This is a genomic window from Phenylobacterium aquaticum (genome assembly GCF_947378715.1).
Lineage (GTDB): Bacteria > Pseudomonadota > Alphaproteobacteria > Caulobacterales > Caulobacteraceae > Phenylobacterium > Phenylobacterium aquaticum_A.
In genome coordinates, this window is the sequence record NZ_CANCLE010000058.1 from 1 (window position 1) to 21,315 (window position 21,315).

24 protein-coding genes and 1 other RNA gene are annotated in these 21,315 nt (G+C 68.8%); 4 read left to right on the top strand and 21 right to left on the bottom strand.

The window, feature by feature from the left end; translation table 11 throughout:
- The 19 genes from Q7P21_RS09670 to Q7P21_RS09760 form a co-directional block, all read right to left on the bottom strand.
- On the bottom strand, nucleotides 1-536 hold a 536-nt coding region (locus Q7P21_RS09670; protein ID WP_304176931.1), incomplete at its 3' end, for an FtsW/RodA/SpoVE family cell cycle protein.
- The gene (gene murD, locus Q7P21_RS09675; RefSeq protein ID WP_304168757.1) at nucleotides 533-1,948 is read right to left on the bottom strand and encodes a UDP-N-acetylmuramoyl-L-alanine--D-glutamate ligase; all 1,416 of its coding nucleotides are present in this window, start codon (nucleotides 1,946-1,948) and stop codon (nucleotides 533-535) included. The genes Q7P21_RS09670 and murD, both read right to left, overlap by 4 nt.
- A gap of 15 nt (nucleotides 1,949-1,963) precedes the next feature.
- Nucleotides 1,964-3,073: a phospho-N-acetylmuramoyl-pentapeptide-transferase gene (gene mraY / locus Q7P21_RS09680; RefSeq protein WP_304168754.1), complete on the bottom strand. Its 1,110-nt coding sequence runs from the start codon at nucleotides 3,071-3,073 to the stop codon at nucleotides 1,964-1,966.
- Entirely contained in the window at nucleotides 3,073-4,467 is a 1,395-nt protein-coding gene (gene murF, locus Q7P21_RS09685; RefSeq protein WP_304168752.1) for a UDP-N-acetylmuramoyl-tripeptide--D-alanyl-D-alanine ligase, read from the bottom strand. Before murF ends, mraY begins: the two co-directional genes overlap by 1 nt.
- Nucleotides 4,460-5,926 (bottom strand): UDP-N-acetylmuramoyl-L-alanyl-D-glutamate--2,6-diaminopimelate ligase, encoded by a 1,467-nt coding sequence (locus Q7P21_RS09690; protein WP_304176917.1) that lies wholly within the window; start codon nucleotides 5,924-5,926, stop codon nucleotides 4,460-4,462. Before Q7P21_RS09690 ends, murF begins: the two co-directional genes overlap by 8 nt.
- Complete coding sequence (locus Q7P21_RS09695; protein ID WP_304168746.1) at nucleotides 5,926-7,668, bottom strand: penicillin-binding protein 2; 1,743 nt, start codon at nucleotides 7,666-7,668, stop codon at nucleotides 5,926-5,928. Before Q7P21_RS09695 ends, Q7P21_RS09690 begins: the two co-directional genes overlap by 1 nt.
- Nucleotides 7,665-7,988, bottom strand: a complete 324-nt coding sequence (locus Q7P21_RS09700; RefSeq protein ID WP_304168743.1) for a cell division protein — start codon at nucleotides 7,986-7,988, stop codon at nucleotides 7,665-7,667. The genes Q7P21_RS09695 and Q7P21_RS09700 overlap by 4 nt, the downstream gene beginning before the upstream one ends.
- Entirely contained in the window at nucleotides 7,985-8,923 is a 939-nt protein-coding gene (rsmH, locus tag Q7P21_RS09705) for a 16S rRNA (cytosine(1402)-N(4))-methyltransferase RsmH (protein WP_304168763.1), read from the bottom strand. The genes Q7P21_RS09700 and rsmH overlap by 4 nt, the downstream gene beginning before the upstream one ends.
- Before the next feature lie 5 nt (nucleotides 8,924-8,928).
- Nucleotides 8,929-9,396, bottom strand: a complete 468-nt coding sequence (locus tag Q7P21_RS09710; RefSeq protein ID WP_304168740.1) for a division/cell wall cluster transcriptional repressor MraZ — start codon at nucleotides 9,394-9,396, stop codon at nucleotides 8,929-8,931.
- 379 nt (nucleotides 9,397-9,775) lie between these two features.
- Nucleotides 9,776-10,197, bottom strand: an RNA gene (rnpB, locus tag Q7P21_RS09715) — RNase P RNA component class A.
- A gap of 35 nt (nucleotides 10,198-10,232) precedes the next feature.
- Nucleotides 10,233-10,799 carry a GNAT family N-acetyltransferase gene (locus Q7P21_RS09720; protein ID WP_304168737.1) on the bottom strand — a complete coding sequence of 189 codons (567 nt, stop codon included), beginning with the start codon at nucleotides 10,797-10,799 and terminating at the stop codon, nucleotides 10,233-10,235.
- Complete coding sequence (locus Q7P21_RS09725) at nucleotides 10,796-11,515, bottom strand: N-acetylmuramoyl-L-alanine amidase (protein WP_304168734.1); 720 nt, start codon at nucleotides 11,513-11,515, stop codon at nucleotides 10,796-10,798. Before Q7P21_RS09725 ends, Q7P21_RS09720 begins: the two co-directional genes overlap by 4 nt.
- Before the next feature lie 10 nt (nucleotides 11,516-11,525).
- Nucleotides 11,526-12,419, bottom strand: a complete 894-nt coding sequence (locus Q7P21_RS09730) for a DMT family transporter (protein WP_304176918.1) — start codon at nucleotides 12,417-12,419, stop codon at nucleotides 11,526-11,528.
- Between the two features lie 61 nt (nucleotides 12,420-12,480).
- Nucleotides 12,481-13,074 (bottom strand): DUF3052 domain-containing protein, encoded by a 594-nt coding sequence (locus Q7P21_RS09735; RefSeq protein ID WP_304168728.1) that lies wholly within the window; start codon nucleotides 13,072-13,074, stop codon nucleotides 12,481-12,483.
- Nucleotides 13,075-13,130: 56 nt separating this feature from the next.
- Nucleotides 13,131-13,265: a hypothetical protein gene (locus tag Q7P21_RS09740; RefSeq protein WP_304176920.1), complete on the bottom strand. Its 135-nt coding sequence runs from the start codon at nucleotides 13,263-13,265 to the stop codon at nucleotides 13,131-13,133.
- Nucleotides 13,266-13,609: 344 nt separating this feature from the next.
- Complete coding sequence (locus Q7P21_RS09745) at nucleotides 13,610-14,755, bottom strand: acyl-CoA dehydrogenase family protein (RefSeq protein WP_304176923.1); 1,146 nt, start codon at nucleotides 14,753-14,755, stop codon at nucleotides 13,610-13,612.
- An 11-nt stretch (nucleotides 14,756-14,766) separates the two neighbouring features.
- Nucleotides 14,767-15,189 (bottom strand): endonuclease domain-containing protein, encoded by a 423-nt coding sequence (locus Q7P21_RS09750; RefSeq protein WP_369695340.1) that lies wholly within the window; start codon nucleotides 15,187-15,189, stop codon nucleotides 14,767-14,769.
- 50 nt (nucleotides 15,190-15,239) lie between these two features.
- Nucleotides 15,240-16,442: an acyl-CoA dehydrogenase family protein gene (locus Q7P21_RS09755; protein ID WP_304170997.1), complete on the bottom strand. Its 1,203-nt coding sequence runs from the start codon at nucleotides 16,440-16,442 to the stop codon at nucleotides 15,240-15,242.
- A 131-nt stretch (nucleotides 16,443-16,573) separates the two neighbouring features.
- Complete coding sequence (locus Q7P21_RS09760) at nucleotides 16,574-16,831, bottom strand: TonB family protein (protein ID WP_304170998.1); 258 nt, start codon at nucleotides 16,829-16,831, stop codon at nucleotides 16,574-16,576.
- A gap of 105 nt (nucleotides 16,832-16,936) precedes the next feature.
- On the opposite strand from Q7P21_RS09760, the gene Q7P21_RS09765 reads away from it, so the two are divergent.
- Entirely contained in the window at nucleotides 16,937-17,668 is a 732-nt protein-coding gene (locus Q7P21_RS09765) for an endonuclease/exonuclease/phosphatase family protein (protein ID WP_304170999.1), read from the top strand.
- On the opposite strand, the gene Q7P21_RS09770 is transcribed toward Q7P21_RS09765, so the two are convergent.
- On the bottom strand, nucleotides 17,613-19,148 hold the full coding sequence (locus tag Q7P21_RS09770) for a phospholipase D-like domain-containing protein (RefSeq protein ID WP_304176926.1): 1,536 nt from the start codon (nucleotides 19,146-19,148) through the stop codon (nucleotides 17,613-17,615). The genes Q7P21_RS09765 and Q7P21_RS09770 overlap by 56 nt on opposite strands.
- Before the next feature lie 145 nt (nucleotides 19,149-19,293).
- Between Q7P21_RS09770 and Q7P21_RS09775 the strand changes: the two genes are divergently transcribed.
- From Q7P21_RS09775 to Q7P21_RS09785, 3 genes are all read left to right on the top strand, one after another.
- Nucleotides 19,294-19,725 (top strand): PaaI family thioesterase, encoded by a 432-nt coding sequence (locus tag Q7P21_RS09775; protein WP_304171001.1) that lies wholly within the window; start codon nucleotides 19,294-19,296, stop codon nucleotides 19,723-19,725.
- 15 nt (nucleotides 19,726-19,740) lie between these two features.
- The gene (locus tag Q7P21_RS09780; RefSeq protein WP_304171002.1) at nucleotides 19,741-19,959 is read left to right on the top strand and encodes a DUF1289 domain-containing protein; all 219 of its coding nucleotides are present in this window, start codon (nucleotides 19,741-19,743) and stop codon (nucleotides 19,957-19,959) included.
- A 96-nt stretch (nucleotides 19,960-20,055) separates the two neighbouring features.
- Nucleotides 20,056-20,568, top strand: coding sequence for a TIGR02281 family clan AA aspartic protease (locus Q7P21_RS09785; protein ID WP_304171003.1), 513 nt, complete (start codon nucleotides 20,056-20,058; stop codon nucleotides 20,566-20,568).
- Here Q7P21_RS09785 and dusA read toward each other — a convergent pair.
- Nucleotides 20,512-21,315 (bottom strand): tRNA dihydrouridine(20/20a) synthase DusA (dusA, locus tag Q7P21_RS09790; protein ID WP_304176928.1); only part of this gene is annotated, 804 nt, incomplete at its 5' end. The genes Q7P21_RS09785 and dusA overlap by 57 nt on opposite strands.

The following is a 21,315-nucleotide window of genomic DNA, read 5'->3' on the forward strand; positions in this document are numbered from 1 at the left end:
TGGCCGACGTCCGGCTGGATCAGCAGCAGGCCGATCGACAGGAAATAGAGGCAGAAGGCGATCGAGACGCCCGGCACGCCCTCGCCCTTCTGACCCTCGGCGAACATCCAGGCGACCAGGATGATCAGGGCCGGCTTCATGAATTCGGACGGCTGCAGCGAAAAGCCGCCGAACTCCAGCCAGCGGGTCGCACCCTTGGCGTTGTGGCCGAAGAACGGCAGGGCGATCATGATGGCGATCGCCACGATGTAGATGAAGAAGGCCGCTCTTCGCACACCCCTGATGTCCAGCATCGAGGTGGAGATCAGGATCACCGAGCCGATCGCGGCGAAGACGCACTGGCGGACCGCGAAGTGGAAGGGGTCGCCGACATTCATCCGCGCCGCTGCCGCCGGACTGGCGGCGAAGGACATCAGCACGCCCAGTACGATCAGCACGCCCACGGCGCCCAGCAGCCAACGGTCGGTGGTCCACCACCAGAGGCCCACCTGGGTCCGGTCCGATCGCGAGAAGGCGTGGGCCGGGTTCGCCATCAGGCGCAGGCCCCCTTGGGCTGGGGCACGCTCAGCCCATGGACGGCCTCACGGAACGCCTCGCCTCGCGCCTCGAAATCGGCGAACTGGTCGAAGGAGGCGCAGGCCGGCGAGAGCAGGACAATGGCGTCCTGGCCCTTGGCGGCGGCGTCAGCATGCGCGCGCGCCGTGGCGGTGGCGAGATCGCCGCATTCGACCACCTGGGCCTTGCCCTTGAGGGTGGCGGCGAATTCCTCGGTCGCCTCGCCGATCAGATAGGCCTTCTCGATGCGCGGGAAGAGATCAGCCAGGGACTCTATGCCGCCGGTCTTGGGCTGGCCGCCGGCGATCCAGAAGAACTTCGGATAGCTCGACATGGCCTGGCGGGCCGCGTCGGTGTTGGTGGCCTTGGAGTCGTTGACGAAGCGCACGCGGCCGACCTGGCCGACGGTCTCCATGCGGTGGGCCAGGCCCGGGAAGCTCATCAACCCCTCGGCGGCTTCCTCAGGCGAGATGCCCAGGCCGCGCACGGCGGCATAGGCGGCCGCCGCGTTCTGCCAGTTGTGCCGGCCCGGCAGGGAGCGGGCGCGCAACAGATCGGCGACCTCGGTGGCCCGCTCGCCCGTGGCGTCATAGAGCAGGCCCTGCAGCGCATAGACGCCCCGGCCCATGGCCTTGGAGGCCGAGATCGGCACGATGGTCCGGCGGTTGGCGGCGGTGATCTCGGTGCAGATCCGCTGGCCCCAGGGATCGTCCACCCCGATGACGGCGGTGTCGCCCTTGCCCTGGTTCAACAGGATGCGGCGCTTGGCGGAGACATAGCCCTCCATGCCGCCGTGGCGATCCAGGTGGTCCGGCGAGATGTTGAGCATCACCGCCACGTCGGGCTTGAGGCTCGAGGTCAGGTCCAGTTGGTAGGAGGAGAGCTCCAGCACATAGACCGCCCCGCCGTGCATGTCGTCGAGGCCCAGGACCCCATAGCCGATATTGCCGCCGATCCGGGTGTCGCGCCCGGCGCTGGCGCAGATGTGGCCGATCAGGGCGGTGGTGGTCGACTTGCCGTTGGTGCCGGTGATGGCCACGACCTTGGGCCGCTTGTGTTCCGGTGCGGCGTTTACGGCCCGGGCGAAGAGTTCGATGTCGCCCAGGATCTCGACGCCTTCGGCCCTGGCGCGGTCCACGGTCCAGTGCGGGGTCGGATGGGTGAGCGGCACGCCGGGCGACAGCATCAAGGCGGCGAAGTCCGACCAGTCGGCGGTGGCGAGATCCACCAGGGGCAGGCCCTCGGCCTCGGCGGCGGCCCGGCCCTCGGGCCGTTCATCCCAGAGCGCCACCTTGGCTCCGCCGGCGATCAGGGCGCGCGCGGCGGCCAGACCCGTACGGGCCAGACCGAACACGGCCACCGTCCTGCCTTCAAAGCCTCGGACCGGGATCATGACTGTCGCACGCCCCTATCGCAGCTTCAGGGTGGCGAGGCCCAGCAGGGCCAGCATCACCGAGATGATCCAGAACCGGATCACCACAGTCGATTCCGACCAGCCGAGTTTCTCGAAATGGTGGTGGATCGGGGCCATGCGGAACACCCGCTTGCCGGTCAGCTTGAAGGACGCCACCTGGATCATCACCGACAGGGTCTCGAGCACGAACAGGCCGCCGATGATGCCCAGCACGATCTCATGCTTGGTGGCCACGGCCACGGCGCCGAGCGCGCCGCCCAGCGCCAGGGACCCGGTGTCGCCCATGAAGATCTTGGCCGGCGGGGCGTTGTACCAGAGGAAGCCCAGGCCGGCGCCGATGATGGCCCCGCAGAACACCGCCACCTCGCCCACGCCTTGGACGAAGTGCAGCTGCAGATAGCGGGCGAACAGGAAGTTGCCGACCAGATAGGCGATGAAGCCGAAGGCTGCGGCGGCGATCATCACCGGCACGGTGGCCAGGCCGTCGAGGCCGTCGGTGAAGTTCACCGCATTGGCCGCGCCGACGATCACGAAGGCCCCGAAGATCACATAGAACCAGCCGAGGTTCAGCAGCAGGCCCTTGATCAGCGGGAAGGCGACCGAGGTGGCCAGGCCCGGCTGTTCCGGCGGGGCGTGCGGATGGACGATGATCAAGGCGATGGCGGCTGCTGCGATCAGCGCCTCGAGCCCCAGGCGGACGACGCCCGAGACCCCGGCCGTGCTCTGCTTGGTGACCTTGGCGTAGTCGTCGGTGAACCCGAGGATCCCGTAGCCGACCGTGACCAGCAGCACCGCCTGGACATAGACGTTCTTGAGGTCGGCCCACAGCAGGGTGCCGACCAGGAGGCCGGCGAGGATCATTACCCCGCCCATGGTCGGGGTGCCGGCCTTCTCGATGATGTGGCGCTCGATGCCGTCGGCGCGGATCGGCTGGCCCTTGCCCTGCTTGGCCTTCATCCAGCGGATGAAGCGCGAGCCCATCAGGACCACAACGAGCTGGCCGGTGGCCAGCGCCATGCCAGTGCGGAAAGTCAGATATTTCAGGAGGTTGAGGACTGGGACGTGACCGCCGGCCGACAACTGCTCGTACAACCAATAGAGCATCAGCCCACCTCTTCCGAACGCACGTCGAGGGCTGCCAACGCGGTTGTGACCGCGCCTGCGCTCGAGCCGTTGGACCCCTTCACCATCACCAGATCACCAGGCTCTACGGCCCGTGCGACCAGCGGCGCCAGCTCCGCCGCTGTCCCGGCGTAGCCGCCTCTTCGAGTCGGCGGAAGGGCGTCCCAGAGCGATTTCATCAGTGGGCCCGCGCAGAAGACGCGATCGATCGCCGCAGCCCCCAGCGGTTGGGCGAGTTCGGCGTGGTATCGCGGCCCGCCCTCGCCCAGTTCCAGCATGTCGGTCAGGGCCACGATCCGGCGGCCCTCCGTCGCCCTCGCGCCCAGCGACGCGAGCGCGGCGGCCATGGAGACCGGGTTGGCGTTATAGCTCTCGTCGATAAGGGTGAACGCCCCGCCGGGCAGGCGCACGAGGCGCTCGGCCCCGCGACCTTCCAAGGGCTGGAAGGCGGCCAGGGCGGCCAGGGAATCGTCTAGCGAGACGTCGAGCGCCTCCAGCATCAGGAGCACCGCCATGCTGTTGGGGCCCCAGTGGAAGCCCGATTGCAGCAGGGTGAAGTCGAGCGCCCGGCCATGCAGCCGCGCCTTGACCCGCGCGCCGCCGGCATGGGGCTCGAAATCGACCAGCTGGGCGTCACAGGCCTCTGCCGCCCCGAAGCTGCGCACATGGGCGCCAGCCTTGTGGGCCGCGTCCTTCAGAAGCTCGAACCAGGGATTGTCGGCATTGAGCACGGCGACGCCGCCGGGCTCCATGCCGTCGAAGATCTCGGCCTTGGCCCGCGCCACCCCGATCTCACCGTCCGGGAAGTTCTCCACATGCACCGGCCCCACCGTGGTGATCGCCACCGCGTGGGGGCGGACCATCTTCGACAGCGGCGTGATCTCGTCGGCGTGGTTCATGCCGATCTCGAACACCGCCCGCTCGGTGTCGCGCGGCATGCGGGCCAGCGTCAGCGGCACGCCGATATGGTTGTTGTAGCTCTTGACCGAGGAATGGAAGCGGCCGGCCAGCGCCAGGCCCGCGCGGATCGCCTGGGTGACGCTGGTCTTGCCGACCGAGCCGGTCACGGCCCCGCGCTTCGCCTGGGGCGCGCGGGCCCGCGCCGCCACGCCCAGGGCCTCCAGGGCCGCGAAGGTGTCGTCGACCATCACCGCCGGCCCATCCACCGGTTGGGCGGCCAGGGCGCCGGCCGCGCCCTTGGCCAGGGCCGGGGCGACAAACTCGTGGCCGTCCCGCACCCCGGCCAGGGCGACGAACAGGTCGCCAGGTTCGATCGAGCGGGTGTCGATGGAGACGCCATGCACCGCAAAGTCGGCGGTCACCTGGCCCCCGGTGGCGGCGGCGATCTCTTCAGAGGTCCAGAGGGGCTCAGCCATGCGCCGCCTCCACGCCGCTCAGCGCGGCCTCGACCTCGACCACGTCGTCGAAGGGATGGACCACATCGCCGATGGTCTGGCCCTGTTCGTGACCCTTGCCGGCCACCACCAGCACGTCGCCTGCGCCCATCAGGGCGACGCCGGCGCGGATGGCGGCGCGGCGGTCGCCGATCTCGCGCGCGCTGCGGGCGCCCGCCATCACCTCGGCGCGGATCGCGGCCGGCGGTTCGGAGCGGGGATTGTCGTCGGTGACGATGGCGATGTCGGCGAAGTCGGCAGCGATCTGGCCCATCAAGGGGCGCTTGGTGCGGTCGCGGTCGCCGCCCGCCCCGAACACCACGATCAGCCTGCCGGCCACGTGCGGGCGCAGCGCTTTGAGCACCGTCTCCAGCCCGTCGGGGGTATGGGCGTAGTCGACATAGGCCTCACCGCCCGAAGCGGTCGCACCTACCCGTTGCAGCCGGCCCGGCGCGCCCTCGATGGTCTCCAGCGCCGCCAGCACGCGATCGACCGGCTCGCCGGCGGCGATGCACAGACCGGCGGCCACCAGGGCGTTGGAGGCCTGATAGGCGCCCACCAGCGGCAGGCGCACCGTGAAGGTCCCGACCCCGGCGGCGATCTCCAGGGTCTGGCCGCCCGGGGTGGCCACGCGGTCCAGCAGGGTCAGGCCCTGGCCGGCGGCGCCGACGCTCATCACCGTCTGGCCGCCGGTGACGGCCGCGCCCGCGAAGGCGTCATAGGCGTCGGAATCGGCGTTCAGCACGGCGGTGGCGCCGCGCGGCAGCAGGGTGTCGAACAGGCGCAGCTTGGCGGCGCGATAGACCCCCATGGTGCCATGATAGTCCAGGTGGTCCTGGGTCAGGTTCAGGAAGCCGGCGGCGGTCAGCCGGGCGCCGTCCAGCCGGCGCTGGTCGATGCCGTGGGACGAGGCCTCCATGGCCAGGTGGGTGACGCCCAGGCCGACAAGTTTCGCCATCAGCTCGGCGACATCGGCGGCGTCCGGCGTGGTCAGGCCGGGCGGGGTCAGTTGCTCGGCGAAGCCGCCGGGGCCGGTGGCGTAGACGCCCAGGGTGCCCATGCTGGCGGCGCGATGGCCCAGGGCGTTGAAAATCTGGCGGCAGAAGGCGGCGACCGAGGTCTTGCCATTGGTGCCGGTGACGGCGACCACCACCGGCGGCTGAACCTGCCAGAAGGCGGCGGCGGCTAGCGCATAGGTCCGGCGCGGATCATCGACCTGGACCACCGGCACGCCCATGCCGGCCATGTCCTCGGCCGACAGGATCGCCGCCGCGCCGGCGGTGACCGCCCGGCCGGCGAACTCGCGGCCATTGATCTTGGAGCCTGGCAGGGCGGCGAACAGGAAGCCCGGCTTGACCTTGCGGCTGTCGGCGGTGACCCCGGTGATCTCCGGATCCTGAGGCAGGTCGCGCCGCACCAGCTGGGAAAGCGTCACGGCCATCAGTGGTCATCCGCCATCAGTTGGGTCGCCGCCGCCTTGGGCTGGGCGTCGAAGGCGTCCATGCGCCGAGACACGCCCAGGAACGGGGCGATGCGGTCAATCACCCGGCCGGCCGCCGGGGCCGCCGTCCAGCCGCCAGTGCGGAAGCCGAAGGTTTCCGGCGTGCCGTTCGGCTCGTCCATCAGGATCAGCACGAAATAGCGGTCGGCCTCCAGAGGTCCGTCCGCGGGAAAGACTGCGGCGAAGGAGGCCACCAGCTTGTCGCGGACATAGTGGCCGCCCATGGCCTTCTCGGCCGAGCCGGTCTTGCCGCCGACCCGCAGGCCGGGCGCGTCGGCCTTGCCGCCGGTGCCGCGCACCACATTGACCCGCATCAGGTCCAGCATGGCCCGCGAAGTCTCTTCCGACACCACGCGGGGGCCCGCCGGCCGCGCGCCGGGCTTCATCGGGCGGATGGTCAGGGGCACATAGGTGCCGCCATTGAGGATCGAGCCCATGCCCGCCGCCACCGCGATCGGCGACACCGAGATCGCCTGGCCGAACGAGGTGGAGGCGATGGCGTTGTCATTCCAGGTGCGGGGCAGGATGGGTCGCGCGGTCTCGGTCAGTTCGATCGGCGCGGCCTTCATCAGGCCGAAGGCGCGGAAGTACTTGGTCAGCGTATCGCCGCCGGCCTGCAGGGCGATCTTCGAGGTGCCGATGTTCGACGAGTGGATGAAGATGTCGGCCACCGTCAGGACGTGGTCGCCCTTGTGATAGTCGTGGATCGTCTGGCCGCCGATGGTGAGCGACTGGCTGGTGTCGAAGGTGGAGCCGAGGGTCGTCGTGCCGGAATCCAGCCCGGTGGCGATGGTGAAGACCTTGAAGGTGGAGCCCATCTCATAGACCGACGAGGCCGCGCGGTTGAGCATGGCGTCGGGGGAGGACTTGCCCGCCTGGTTGGGATCGAAAGTCGGATAGCTGGCCAGGCCCAGGATCTCGCCGGTGTGGACATTGGTGACAATGCCCACCGCGCCCTTGGCGCCGAATGAGGCGGCGGCCTTGCCGACCTCGTCCTCCAACGCCGCCTGGACCCGCAGGTCGATCGACAGCGGGATGGACTGGTGATTGACCGTCCCCAGCCGGATGGGATCGTTCAGGGCCTTCTCGGCGCCGGACAGGCCCTCGCCGCCGGTGTCGGCGAAACCGATCAGGTGGGCGGCGGTCTCGCCCAGCGGATAGATGCGCTTGGACTCCGGCTCGAAGGTGACGCCCGGCAGGCCCAGGTCGTGGATGGCGCCGCGCACATCGGGCGTCAGGGCGCCGACCAGGAAGGTGCGGCGCGGCGAATGCAGGGCCTTGTCCAGCCGCGGCAACGGCAGGTCCGGCAGGGCGGCGTGCAGGGCGCGACGGGTCTCGGCGATATCCCAGATCTCGCGCGGATCGACATAGAGGCCGTAGTGCAGCAGGTCGGCGGCCAGCATGGCGCCGTTGCGATCCACGATATCAGCCCGCGACGCGCCGACCGGACCGGCGAGGTCAGAGCCGTGATCGGTCGGGAACAGGGCCATCCGGGTCGCGCCGGCGGCCAGGGTCAGGAAGCCCGCCGCGAACAGGGCCAGGACGAAGACGATGCGGATGCGGGTGTCGTCTTCCGCCTTGCCGGCCGCCTTGGCCCGCTCGAAGGCGTGCTCCAGACCCCAGAGCCGGGCCTTCACCCAGCGCCAGCCCGGCGCGGGAAAACCGTTGTGGGCGAGGCTCATGAGTTCGGCCCCCGGCGGGCGACCTCGGCCAGGCCCTCCGGCGTCGTCTCGCGCTTGGCGGCGATCGGGACCATGCCGAGATATTGGCTGGACAGCTTCTCGATCCGGGCCGGCTGCTCCAGGTGGCTGACCTCGGCCTGCAGCAGGCGGATGCGATCGTGCTCGGCCTCGATCTGATGTTCGACCGTGGCGATCTCGCTGCGTTCGCGGCCGGCGAAGGTCTTGGCCAGATAGAGCGACAGGATCAGCGCGACCAGCAGGCCGCCAGCCACCAGGTCGACCAGCCGGAAGCCCCGGACGCGGCGTTCGAGCAGGCTCATGCCACCTCCCTCCAGACCGGAGCGGCGGTGCGCACGGCGGCGCGCAGCTTGGCTGACCGGGCGCGGGGATTGGCGGCGGTCTCGGCGTCGGAAGGCGGCCGGGCGCCGTTGAACAGCAGTTGGAAGCTGGGCGCCGTCTTGGCCTCCACCGGCGGCAGGTGCCGGGACCCGGCCGGGGTGCGGCCGGCGCGCAGCGTCAGGAAGGCCTTCACGATGCGGTCTTCCAGCGAATGGAAGGTGACGATGGCCAGGCGTCCGTCGGTCTTCAGCACCCGCTCGGCGGCGACCAGACCGGCCTCCAGCTCGGCGAGCTCGTCATTGACCGCGATGCGCAGGCCCTGGAACACCCGGGTGGCCGGATGGACCTTGGCGCCTCTGCGGCCGCCCTGAACCCGCTCCACGAACTCGGCGAACTCCAGGGTGCGGCTGAAGGGCTGCTCGGCCCGACGGCGAACGATGGCGGCGGCGACCCGGCGGGCGTTGCGCTCCTCGCCATAGATCCAGAAGATCCGCGACAGGTCCGAGGGCTCGGCGGTGTTGACCAGGTCGGCGGCGGTCGGGCCGTCCGCGCCCATGCGCATGTCCAGCGGCCCGTCGCGCATGAAGGAAAAGCCGCGATCGGCCTCGTCCAGCTGCATGGAGGACACGCCCAGATCCAGGGCGACGCCGTCGACGGCGCCCTCCCCCAGCTCGGCGTCCATCTCGGAGAAGCGCCCCTCGACCAAACGGAAGCGATCGCCCAACCCCTCGGCGAAGCGGCGCGCGCTGGGATCGCGGTCGAAGGCGGTGACCTGGGCGCCGGCGGCCAGGAAGGCGCGGGCATAGCCGCCCGCCCCGAAGGTGCCATCGACCACATGCTTGCCGGGACCGGGCTCAAGGACCTCCATCACGCCGTCCAGCAGGACGGGAACGTGCGGCGCGGCGGCGACGGCGATCTCACTCACAGTCCGGCTCCGGCGCGGGCGGCGCGCTGGGCGCCGCGCATCTGGGCCAGGCCATCGCGGGCCAGTTCGCGCTGGGCGGCGCGGTGCGCCTGGAAGGCTTCCCGCTCCCAGATCTGGAACCGGTCGCCCATGCCGACGATCACCACCATGTCGGTGAGGCCGAACAGATCGCACAGGGTCTCCGGCAGGGTCACCCGGCCGGCGGGATCGAAGCTCAGCTTGGCGAGCCCGCCCAGGATCGAAGTCTCCAGGGCCGAGCGCAGCGGATCGCCGAAATCCAGCTCCTCGATCAGGCCCAGGTAACGGTCGAACAAGGCTTTGCCCCCACCCTCGATGCAATCGGCTTCGATGGAGGGAAAGCAGAAGATTCCGTCAAAAGGTCCAGAGGCGAGCGCGCGGAACTCCTGCGGCACGACGATGCGCCGCTTCGCGTCCAGCTGCTTCTCAAACGTCGAGACGAACATCCCGCCGCGCCCCAGTTCGGAAGGCCCCCGCACGGGCCGTCCCTGCCATGTCCGCGATAGCGTCCCGACCCCCGCGAATACGGCTTTTCGAGACCCTACCGAACAGCGATTGGGTTAACACGGGCTCAATTGGGTGACAATGACTCTGAATGACTATTTGGCGCGGAAACAAAGATGTCGCGCCGACTTATGGTTAACGCGCGTAAACAATCCACAGAACATACAGCGAACCTGTTAAATATAGCGGCCGCTTGCCGCAGGACCTGTGGACAACAGGTCGCACCTGACAGGGCTGTCAAATGTTCAGGGGGCGGACCACGCCGCCCGCGTCACTGACCCACACCCCCAAAATGGGGCGCTAAGCAGTACTGATGATGAGGAAACCAGACGGCCTGTAAGCCGGGTTCTGTGCCGCCCGCCGAGGCGGGCATTGGCGATCATTCCTCTGGACCGCCCATCGCTGGACGGTTCTCGCGACCTACCCGGACCCCTGAGCCTACGACAGCCCTGCCGGCGAACCGGCGCGAGGTCCCTATTCGGTCTTGCTCCTGGCGGGGCTTGCCATGCCGTTCCCATTGCTGGGTCCGCGGTGCGCTCTTACCGCACCCTTTCACCCTTACCCTCCTGCGCTTCCAGCTTCGAAGGGCGAGCCCTGCGTAGCCTTGGCGGAGCAGGGCGGTCTGCTCTCTGTGGCGCTATCCCTGGGGTCACCCCCGGCGGGCGTTACCCGCCGCCATGTCGTCGTGGAGCCCGGACTTTCCTCCCCCATCCGAAGATGAGAGCGACCGCCCGGCCGTCTGGTTCCGCGCGGACCATGGTCTGGGCCGCCGCCGGGGTCAATCGGCCACCCGCCCATAGATGAGCTGATCCCAGAACCGTCCCTTCCACCAGGCGTGATCGCGCAACAGGCCCTCGCGCTGGAAGCCGTGCCGTTCCAGCAGCGCGCAGGACCGTTCATTGCCGACCGTGACCATGGCCTCCAGCCGTCGCAGCCCCAGGCGTTCAAAGCCGAAGGCGATCACATGCGGCAGGATCTCGGCCATCACGCCACGGCCCCACTCCGCCTGGGCCAGATCATAGGCGATCTCGCCGCGTCGGCCGCGTTCCAGTTCCAGGGTGTTGAAGCCGCAGGTGCCGATCAGCCGCCCCTCCCCGGCCCGCCGGATCGACCAGCGCAGGCCCGCGCCACGCTCGGCCAGGTCCGTGGCCCAGTCGATGATGTCCTCGGCGTCCTCCAGGTCCTCCAGCGGATCGATGTCCATGAAGGCCACCACCTGCGGATCGCTGAACAGCTCAAGCAGTTCGCGCGCGTCGCCCCGGGCCAGGAGCCTCAGGCTGTAGGGTCCGGCCTGCAGGGTTTCGGCCGTCAGGTCCATGGGGTGAACCAGGGGCCCCGGGGTCACGTCCCCAGTCTCAGCAGGCCGATCAGCCGCGCCCGGGTCTCACCATCGGCGACGCCGTCGACCTTCTCTGGCCGCCAGTGGCGCTGGAAGGCGCGGACCACCGAGGTGGTGTGGGCGTCGAACTGGCCGGAGGGCGCGCAGTCATAGCCCAGCCGGGTGAAGCCGGCCTGCAGGGCGAAGACGCCCGCCCCCTCCTCGCCCTCCCCGAGCGGCTGGCCGGGGGCGACGGGAGGCTCGACCCATAGGCCGTGGCCGGCTTGCGCCAATCGCTTCCAGGGAAACAGCTCGCCGGGGTCCTCCTTGCGGTCGGGGGCGACGTCGGAATGACCGACGATGTGGCCATCCTCCACCTTCCAGCGGCCGCGGATGTCGGCGACCAGGGCGAACACCGAGGCGATCTGCGCTTCCGGAAAGGCGCGATAGCCGAACTCGTGGCCGGGATTGACGATCTCAATGCCGATGGAGCGGCCATTGATGTCGGTCTGGCCCTTCCAGGACGAGACCCCGGCGTGCCAGGCGCGCCGTTCCTCGGGCACCAGCTGGAAGATCCGGCCATCCTCTTCCACCACATAGTGGGAGCTGACCTTGGCCTCCGGATCACGCAGGCGCGCGATCGCCGCCGCCCCGGTCTGCATGCCGGTATAGTGCAGGACGATCATGTCCGGCGGCCCCTTGCGGGGATCGAAGTTGGGTGAAGGCGCGTCGATCAGGTCCATGACGCCCAGCCTATTGCGACCTGGGCCGCAAGGCGAGCAGCAGGGTCATGATCTGGTTCGGTCTCAGCGCGATCACCAGCACCCCGGCGAGCGCGATGGCCGAGCCAAGGGCCATGCGCGGGCCGAAGCTGTCATGGGTGATCATCACCCCCAGCGCGATGGTGCCGAGCGGCGTCATCAGGGTGAGCGGCGAGACCAGGGTCGCCTCATAGCGCTGGATCAGGCCGTAATAGGCGGTGTGGGCGCTGACCGAGACGATCAGGGCCGAGAACAGCACGGCGGCCACGAAGGGCTGGCCGGCATTGACCGCGCCGCGCCAGGCGCCCGGCTCCAGCCAGAAGGACAGGAGAAATAGCGGGATCATCGAGGCGAAGCCGACCCAGGCCTGGAACTGCAGCGGCTTCACACCCGGCATCTGCTTCATCATCACCGCGCCCAGCGAGCCCAGCACCGTCGCAGCCACCACATAGAGCAGGCCGAACGAGGCGTGCAGGCCGCGCGGGTCCCACATCACCAGCATCACACCGGCCAGGGTCAGGGCGACGCCCAGGGCGCGCCGGCGGTCCAGTCGCTCCCCCAGCATGAACCAGCCCATGACCGCGGTCATCGGCACGCCCAGCTGGCTGACGATGGCGACGGAGGACGGGCTGGAGGTCTTCAGGCCGACGAACATCAAGGCGAAATTGCCGCCGCCCATCAACAGCGCCACCACCACGAGGCGCCACAGCGGGCGCGGAACCGGCCGCAGCCAGCGCCCGACGGCAACCGCGACGATGGCGAAGCGCAGCGCCGCATAGAACAGCGGCTCCACGCCCATGTGGCTGACCACGAACTTGGAGACGATGTTGTTGGAGGCCCAGATCAGGCAGATCAGGACCATGAGGGCGAAGTCGCGAAGCGCCATGGCTGGCCTTAAGCCTGCTTCTCCCCCAGGGGGCAACCGCAATCGCCCGCGCCGCGGTGTCTCAGGGCCGCCTGCGGGTGAACCGGAGCGCGGTCAGTGTGTCGGAGAAGCCCACCACCTTGTTGTCGACCAGGCCCAGGGCCTTGGCGGCGGCCATGACCTCGACATCCTTAAGCGTTGCGGCCTTGCCCTTGCGCGAGGCGATCCACAGGGCGCCCCTGTCGGCGAGGGTGGGAATGAGGTCGGGCAGGCCATCAAGTTCGGCGGCGCTGTCGGCGCCATAGAACAGAAGATCGAGGTCGCGCAGGTCCGCCACTGGCGCCGCGTTGCGGGCGGCGAGTTCGGCCACCAGGTCGTCATCGGCGACATTGATCAGGCCCACCCGCATGCCGGGCTTCACACCGATCTTGTCGAGCCGGCCCTTGGGATTGAGGATCGCCTTGGCCCAGCTCTCGGCGGCCTTTGCGCCCAGATGGAAGCGGCTGCCGTCGGCCAGGAGCAGGTCGTCGCCCTCGGCCTTCAGCCCGGCCAGACCCTCGCCGGTGAAGACCCGACGCTGGGCGCCGCGGAACAGCAGCTTGGGCGGCTCATACTGAAGCCGCCCTTGATCGACACCGTCGGTGAATGTCGCGCGGACCTCGACGTCCTTGCCCATGAGCGCCTCCCAGGCGCCCGCGATAGCGGGACAGGAACCTGGAAGGCAAGCCCGGGCTACCGCTCGGAGCGCTTGGCGGCCTTGGCGGGGACGGCCTTGGGCGGACGCTTGTCATTGCGCCGGGCGGGCGCCGAAAGGCTGCCCAGGAATGCAAAGGACAACATTGCGTGGTCCATCTTCGATACGGTCATGTCGGCGTCTCCTTGACCAGCCGGTTGAGCCAGAAAGAGACGCGGAGCGGCTTCCAGGGGCTCTCACCCTCCTAGTCGTCAACGCGTCCCCATCAGGATCGGCAAGCCGCGCCGCCGATGCAAGAAAAATATCCGCCCACGGACTATTTCAGCCTACGGATATTCCGTCATGTAATTGATTTTATTATCTAATATGTTTTCACAAATGGCAGACGCGACGAGGCGTCGCGGCGGAAATTGCGCACGGCCAGGTCTGATTTTCGTGGAAACGCGCCCTTGTCCCGGCGCGGGAGAAATAATCCGCACCCGGACGATACGTCCGGGTGCGCGATGTCTCGTAGGTCCTAGGCTGCGGCGCCCAGGGACAGGGTCTCGTAGCGGGCCAGATAGTGGTCGGTGGAGCCGAAGGCGCCCTCGATCATGGTGGCGCGCTTGAAGTAGTGGCCGATGGCCATTTCGTCGGTCATGCCCATGCCGCCGTGCAGCTGGATGGCGTTCTGGCCGACGAACTTGCAGGCCTTGCCGATCTGCACCTTGGCCGCCGCGACGGCCTTGGAGCGGTCGGCATCGGTTTCGCCCAGCTTGATGGTCGCCATATAGGTCATCGAGATCGACTGCTCGAGCTGGATGAACATGTCGACCATGCGGTGCTGCAGCACCTGGAAGGACGAGATCGGCTGGCCGAACTGCTTGCGCTGCTTGGTGTATTCCAGCGTGCCCTCGTGCAGCTTACGCAGCACGCCGCAGGCTTCGGCGCAGGTCGCGGCCACGGCCTCGTCCATCACCTTCTCGACCAGACCCAGCGATTGGCCCTCTGCCCCGATCAGGGCGTCGGCGCCGACCGAGACGTTCTCCAGGAACACTTCGGAGGCCAGGAAGCCGTCGACGGTGGGGTAGTCGCGGGTGGTGACGCCCTTGGCCGACTTCTCGACCAGGAACACCGAGACGCCCTGGGCCTCACGCTGGCCGCCGCCGGTGCGGGCGGTGACGATCAGGTGGGTCGCATAGGGGGCGCCGATGACCACCGCCTTGTGGCCGTTCAGCACATAGCCCGCGCCGTCCTTCTTGGCCGTGGTCTTCAGGTCCTGCCAGGTATATCGGGCCTGGGGCTCGGCATAGGCGAAGGCCAGGATGGCGTCGCCGGCGATGATCTTGCCGATCACGTCGCTGGCGCCGGCATAGGCCGAATGCTTCAGGAAGCCGCCGCCGATCACCACGGTGCCGAGATAGGGCTCGACGACCAGCGCCTTACCCAGCTCTTCCATGACCACCATGTTCTCGGTCACGCCGCCGCCCAGGCCGCCAAGCTCCTCGGCGAAGGGGGCGCCCAGAATGCCGAGCTCCTCGGCGAACGCCTTCCAGACGTCCGGACGCCAACGCGGCTCGGCCTTGAGGGCCGCGCGACGCTGATCGAAGCTGTAATTGTCCGACAGATAGCTCGCGACAGTGTCGCGGAGCATCGACTGTTCTTCGGTGAAGCTGAAATCCATCCGTTTCCTCCTTAGAGCCCCTCCCCCTTGCGGGGAGGGGTTGGGGTGGGGGTGTCGGCGCTGAGCGCGGCGACGATCCGCTCCAGCACCGAGGTTATGTCGCTCATGACCTCATCGTTCGAGACCCGCAGGACGCGATAGCCGCGCCCCTTGAGCCAGGTCTCTCTCTCGAAGTCGCGCAGGGCGACCTGATCGAGGGCATGAACCCCACCATCCACCTCAATGATCAATCGAGCCGAATGGCAGATGAAGTCGACAACGTAGGTCCCGATCGGGGCCTGACGTCGGAAGTGGGTGTCCTGGATCTCCAACCTACGAAGACCCTTCCAGAGCTTGGCTTCCGCGCGCGTCGGCACTCGACGAGATCGCTTCGAGAGGCCCGAAGCGCGATCCGATTTGTGCAAAGCTCCCGGCGTTCGCTCCGGCACCCCCACCCCCTACCCCCTCCCCGCAAGGGGGAGGGGAAATTGGTGTTCGTTGATCCCTACAGGCCCAGGACCATCTTGGAGATGATGTTGCGCTGGATCTCGTTCGAGCCGCCATAGATCGAGGTCTTGCGGCCATTGAAATAGTCGCCGGCCAGGCCTTCGGCATAGGCCGGGCCGATCGGCATGTTGTGGTGCCCGCCGGTGATGAACGGCGCCCCGTAGTGACCGACGGTCTCCAGGGCGAGGTCCTGCAGGCGCTGCTGGATCTCGGTGCCCTTGATCTTCAGGATCGAGCTCTCGGTGCCCGGGCCCTTGCCGCTGGACTCGCCCGCCAGCACGCGCAACTCGGTGTATTCCAGCGCGGTCAGGTCGATCTCAAGCTCTGCCATCTTGCGCTTGAAGAAGGGGTCCTGCAGCAGCGGGCCCGAGGCGTCCGAAAGCTCGGTGGTGGCCATCTGGCGCAGGCGCTCCAGCCCCCGCTTCGAGCGGGCGACGCCGGCGATGCCGGACCGCTCATGGGCCAGCAGCGCCTTGGCGCAGGTCCAGCCCTGGTTCTCGTGGAACACGCGGTTCTCGACCGGCACCTTCACATTGTCGAGGAAGACGTCATTGACCTCATGACCGCCTTCCAGGGTCGTGATGCGGCGAACCTCAATGCCCGGGGTCTTCATGTCGATCAGCAGGAAGGAGATGCCCGACTGCGGCTTGGAGTTCTGGTCGGTGCGGACCAGGAAGAAGCCCCAGTCAGCGTGCTGGCCCAGGGTCGTCCAGGTCTTCTGGCCGTTGACGATGTAGTATTCCTTGCCGTCGTCGCCGGTGATGCGCTCGGCCTTGGTCTTCAGCGAGGCGAGGTCGGAGCCGGCGCCGGGCTCGGAATAGCCCTGGCACCACCAGATTTTGCCGTCGCGGATGTCCGGCAGGAACTGCTCTTTCTGCTCCTGGGTGCCGAAGGTGTAGATCACCGGGGCCAGCATGGCGACGCCGAAGGGCAGGATGCCGATGGTGTCGGCCCGGGCCTGTTCCTCGGACCAGATGTACTTTTGGGTGGGCGTCCAGTCGGTGCCGCCCCACTCCTTGGGCCACGACGGCGCGGACCAGCCCTTCTTGGCCAGGATGCGGTGCCAGGAGAGGTAATCCTCCTTCTCCAGCGTCTCGCCCCGGTCCTGCTTGTCGCGCAGCGCCTTGGGGTAGTTCTCGGCGATGAAGGTGCGGGCCTCCTCGCGGAATGCGTTGTCTTCGGCTGAAAAGTCGAGGTTCATGGCGGGTCTCCCTGGCGCGTGCCTTACAGCGTATTTCAGGCGGGCGGACCATACGCAGAGCGGTTCGGCTTGGAAAGATGACGCTTACGTCAACGGAAGCCATTTTCTTGTGGGCCGCGGCGATCCGGCCGTCAGGGCAGCTTGAACCGCATGGGGATGGTGATGGTCCCGGCCCGGATCCGCCGGTCGCTGGGCTGCACCCGATAGGCCCCCGCGAGCTTCACGGCGAAGGCCCCGACATTGGCCCCGACGGGCGATTCCGACAGGGCGACGCATTGGGTCAGGCGGCCAGCGGCGGTCACATGGCAGCGGACCGTGGCTCGACCTTGACGGTCGGCTGACGGGGCCGAGCCCTCGATCGCGGCGGCCATGGCGAGTGCGATCAGCATGTCTGCATCCTCCCAGACGTCCGCCGGGTTTAGGTTGAACCACAGCCCAAGGCCAGCCGTTGCACCCGCTTGCCCCACATCCCCGGGCGCGCGCACCATGAGCACATGCCCCGGATCATCACTTATAATGTGCATCGCTGCGTCGGGACCGATCGGCGGCTGGACGTGGGCCGCGTGGCCGAGGTGATCGCGGCGCTGAAGCCCGACATCGTGGCCCTGCAGGAGCTGGACGTCGGCCGCGCACGCACCGGCGGGGTCGACCAGGCCCACGAGATCGCGCGCCGGCTGGGCATGGCCTTCCACTTCCACGCCGCCCTCAAGGTCGAGGAAGAGCTCTATGGCGACGCCATACTGACCATGCGACCTGAACGGCTGGTGCGGACCGGGCCCCTGCCCGGCTATCGCCCGGTCCCGAAGCTGGAGCCGCGCGGCGCCCTGTGGCTGGCGATCGAGATCGACGGACGCGAGGTGCAGGTGATCACCAGCCATCTGGGCCTGGTGCCGCGTGAGCAGCAATTGCAGGCCGAGGCGCTGGCCGGGGCGGAATGGCTCGGCCATGCCGACTGCCGCGACCCCGTGATCCTGTTGGGAGACTTCAACGCCACGGCCAGTTCGGTGGTCCATCGCACCCTGACCCGGCGGCTCAAGCCCGCCCGCGCCCTGGCGCCCAGGCCCTCGTCCACCGCCACCTTTCCGTCGCGCCTGCCCGTGCTGCGGATCGACCACATCTTCGTGAGCCCGGGGATCCAGGTCGAGGACATGACCGCGCCCTTTCTGCCCCTCACCCGGGTGGCGTCGGACCATCTTCCCCTGGTGATGGACTTTCATCTGGAATGAGCGGGTCGCGCCAATCACGGCGATGGAGCAAGACCTGGGGATCGAAGAGCCGCGCCTGGGAATAGAGCCGTTCCCGCCGCCGTCTCACCCGCCAAGAGTCCGCCGTGTCGGCCGGGTCCCCCAGGTGCCAGGCGGCCACCACCTCGCCAAACGGCGTCAGCTTCAGCGGCTGGATCGGCTTCAACCGGCCGTCTCGGTTCAGGGCTTCGATGGCGGCGATGAGCCCGCCGCCCGCCGCACGCGCCTTGGCCACGGCGTCGCCCGTATGCCCCATGAAGTGACCGACCAGCCGGTCGCGCAGGGCCGCGACGCTCAAATGGGCCTCGGGCGTCGCCGCCTCGACCGCCAGCTCGCACTCCGTGTCGAAGCCGCCCGAACGGTTGGACAGATTGGCTGAGCCCACCCGGGCCAGGCTGTCGTCGAACACCGAGACCTTGGAGTGGACGATGATCTTCTGGCCGCCGGCCGTGGTCGGATAGAAGGCGCGGAAGCGGCCGAACACGTCGGCGGCGCGCAGCCGCCACAGCATGTTCGACCGGGCGCGGTCCATGGTCAGGCGGTCGAACCAGCTGGGCGCGTCACCGGTGGAGATCAGCACCACCTCCGGCCCGTCCGGCTCGGCCAGCCGCGCGGCGAGGGCCTCCACCACCGGCGGGGCGGTGAAGTACTGGTTCTCCAGATAGATGGTGTCTCGGGCCGCATGGATGGCGGCCAGGGTCAGACGGCGGATCTCGGCCACCCCGTCGCGCCCGCCCCAGGCCGGTTCGGTGCGGGCGATGGCGATGTCGGCGTCCTTCAGGTGCGCAGGAACCCGGGCCGGCCAGGGACTTTCGGCCGGCGGCGGCGGCGGGGCCAGGGTCTCCCCCGTGGCGCGCCGCCAGCGTTCCCGCGCCAGGTCGCCGAGCGCCTTGGCGGCCGGGCCGTCGACCATCATCATCACCTCGTGGCGCGGGGCGTGGCAGTCGTGATCGGGCATCAGCCTGCGCCGGTCGCCGTCCAGGTGGCCGGGCGTGTCCCAGCGGTCCACGGCGATGTCGCCGCCGCCGCAGAACGCCACGGCGTCGTCGATGACCAGCACCTTCTGGTGATGGCAGGCGCCGAGCGGCACGCTGTCGTCCAGGCGGAAGCGGATGCGGCTATGCTCGAACCACTTGCGCGCCCGGTGCGGGAAAAATTCCTGGCTGGCGCTGATCGGCAGGGCCGACTTCCAGATCAGCAACCGGATATCGAGGTCTGGGCGCGCCCTGGAGAGCGTCAGCAGGAAGCGCCCGACCTCGTCCGGCGTGTCCTGCGCCGTCTCGCCATCGGGAAACAGCCGCGTGCGCGGATCGAACCCCCAGCCCAGCAGCAGGATCGAGCGCCTGGCCTGGCGCAGAGCCTCATAGGCCGCGTTGAAATAGGCCTCGGTGTCGACCAGGAAGGCGGCGCGGTCAGCCCGCGCCGTCCGCCAGCAAGTCCGTCCAGGCTCAAGCACGGGCATTCAGGTCTCACGCCGCCGCGCCGCGCCAGGCTCGGACGGCTCGAGGACAAAGCCTAAGGCCAAGGTCGGTTCCCCGACTTGATCCACAGCACGCTCGCTGTGCGTTCCGCTTGCCAAATTCCGCCGATCTCGCCCATAGAGAGCCATGCCTCAGCCCAACCTGAAATTGGATGCCGAGGGCGTCAACGCCCTGTTGCTCAAGGCCTTTCCCGAGGGGCGACCGGAGACCATGGCCCTGGTCACCGAGGCCGAGCCCGGACGGCTCCGCGTCAGGCGGCCCTATGGCCCCGGCCTACTGAGGCCCGGCGGCGTGATCTCCGGCCCGACCCTGATGGGCATAGCCGACACCGCCGCCTACGCCCTGGTCCTGGCCCATAACGGCGAGCAGCTGATGGCGGTGACCAGTTCCCTGGTGATGAACTTCCTGCGCGGCGCAGCGCCCGGCGACATCTGGGCCGAGGCCCATATGCTGCGGCTGGGCCGCCGTATCGCCGTCTGCGAGGTGAGGCTCTGGACGGAAAGCCCGGAGCGACTGGCGGCGCAGGCCACGGTGACCTACGCTATCCCTTCCGCCTGACCCCGCGCCGAGCCGATGACCGACCTTCCCGCCAAGCCCCCCGCTCCGATCAAGACCCCCTGCATCAAGGTCTGCGTGGTCGATGGCGAGAGCGGGCTTTGCATGGGCTGCTATCGCAAGCTCAACGAGGTCGCCGGCTGGGCCAGGCTCAGCCCGGAGGAACGCGAGACCGTGATGGCCGAGCTGCCGTCGCGCCGCAGCCTGATCCGCCCCGAAAAGCTGGCGATGTTCTGAGCCGGTCCTCCGCCGCGTTCACAGGTTGCAAACGGCTCGGCGCGTAGCCTCCCTCCTCTCAACGAGTCGGAAACGGCCGTGACACGAGGTGATGCGATGATGCGACTGGCCGTTCTGGCCCTGGTCGGCGCGGTGTCCGCGGTCGGCGCGGCTCAAGCGGTCGCCGCCTTCGATCCGGCGCGTCATCTGTCCAACCTCAACGCCAGCGTCGATCACGCCCCCATCGAGGCGGCCGCCACCGGTGAACCGGCCCAGATCAACAAGGCCAGCGACGGTCACTATTGGGCCGAGGCGAACGTCAATGGATCGCGCGTGCGGTTCCTGGTCGACACCGGAGCCAGCGCCGTGGCCCTGACGGCGGACGACGCCAAGCGCCTGGGCTTCGACCCGGCCCGCCTGAACTACGCCTATAAGGTGATGACCGCCAATGGCGAGGCCCACGCCGCCGCCATCAAGCTGGCCTCGGTCTCGATCGCCGGCGCCAAGGTCTCCGACGTCGACGCCCTGGTGCTGGACAAGGGGCTCGACGCCTCCCTGCTGGGCATGACCTATCTAGGCCGCCTCTCCCGCTTCGAGGCCACCCGCAGCGCGCTGATCCTGCGTCCGTAAGGCCGCGGCCCCGGTCACCGCCGCCAGGGCCGCATCGACCACTTCCAGCCCCGCGCCGGCCTTCACGCCCTCGACGGTCAGAATCCGCCGCCAGCTGCGCGCGCCCGGCATGCCGTGGAACAGGCCCAGCATGTGGCGGGTCATGGCCGCCAGATGCACGCCCTCGGCCAGCCGCGCCGCGATATAGGGCTTGTAGAGCTCTACCGCCTCGGCCGCGCCGACCTCACGGTCCTCGCCGAACATCCTGCGGTCCACCGCCCCCAGCAGTCCGGGATTGTGATAGGCGGCGCGCCCCAGCATCACACCGTCGACCTGACCGAGATGGGCCTCGGCGGCGTCGAGATCGGCGATCCCGCCATTGATGGCGATGGTCAGGTCCGGGCGCGCGCGCTTCAGCCGATAGACCAGCTCATAGTCGAGCGGCGGGATGTCCCGGTTCTCCTTGGGCGACAGGCCCTTCAGCCAGGCCTTGCGGGCATGGACGATGAAGTGGCTGACGCCGGCCTGGGCGCAGAGGTCGACCAGGCCGAACAGGCTCGCCTCCGCGTCCTGGTCATCGACCCCGATCCGGCACTTCACCGTCGCCGGCACGGCCACGGCCGCGCCGATCGCCGCCATGCACTCGGCCACCAGCTCCGGCTCGCGCATGAGGCAGGCGCCGAACCGCCCCGACTGCACCCGGTCCGACGGGCAGCCGACATTCAGATTGATCTCGTCATAGCCGAGGTCCGCGCCGATCCGCGCCGC